General features: G+C 75.9%; 1 protein-coding gene. It reads right to left on the bottom strand.

The features are described from left to right. On the bottom strand, positions 1-270 hold a 270-nt coding region (locus ACLEQD_RS45390), incomplete at both ends, for an AMP-binding protein (protein WP_410392074.1).

Here is a 270-nt window from a genome sequence, read left to right as displayed (position 1 = left end):
TCATGGCGCCCTTGGGGCGGCCGGTGGAGCCGGAGGTGAAGATGACGTAGGCCAGCCCGTCGGCGGTGGCGCGCGGCGGTGGGGCGTGCCGGGGCTGGGACGCGACGTCCTCCCACTGCGAGTCCAGGCAGAGCACCCGGGCCTCATGCGCGGGCAGGCGCGAGAGCAGGTGCTCCTGCGCCAGGAGCACCGCGGGGCGCGCGTCCTCCAGCATCCAGGTGAGGCGCTGGGCGGGGCCCGGACGTGCACCGTCCGGGTGGCAAGCTGGAC

Origin of the sequence: Corallococcus sp. 4LFB (assembly GCF_046520365.1) — a bacterium.
GTDB classification, from domain to species: Bacteria; Myxococcota; Myxococcia; order Myxococcales; family Myxococcaceae; genus Corallococcus; species Corallococcus caeni.
Note: the sequence above shows the minus strand (reverse complement) of the source record. Positions and strands in the feature narration are given on the sequence as shown.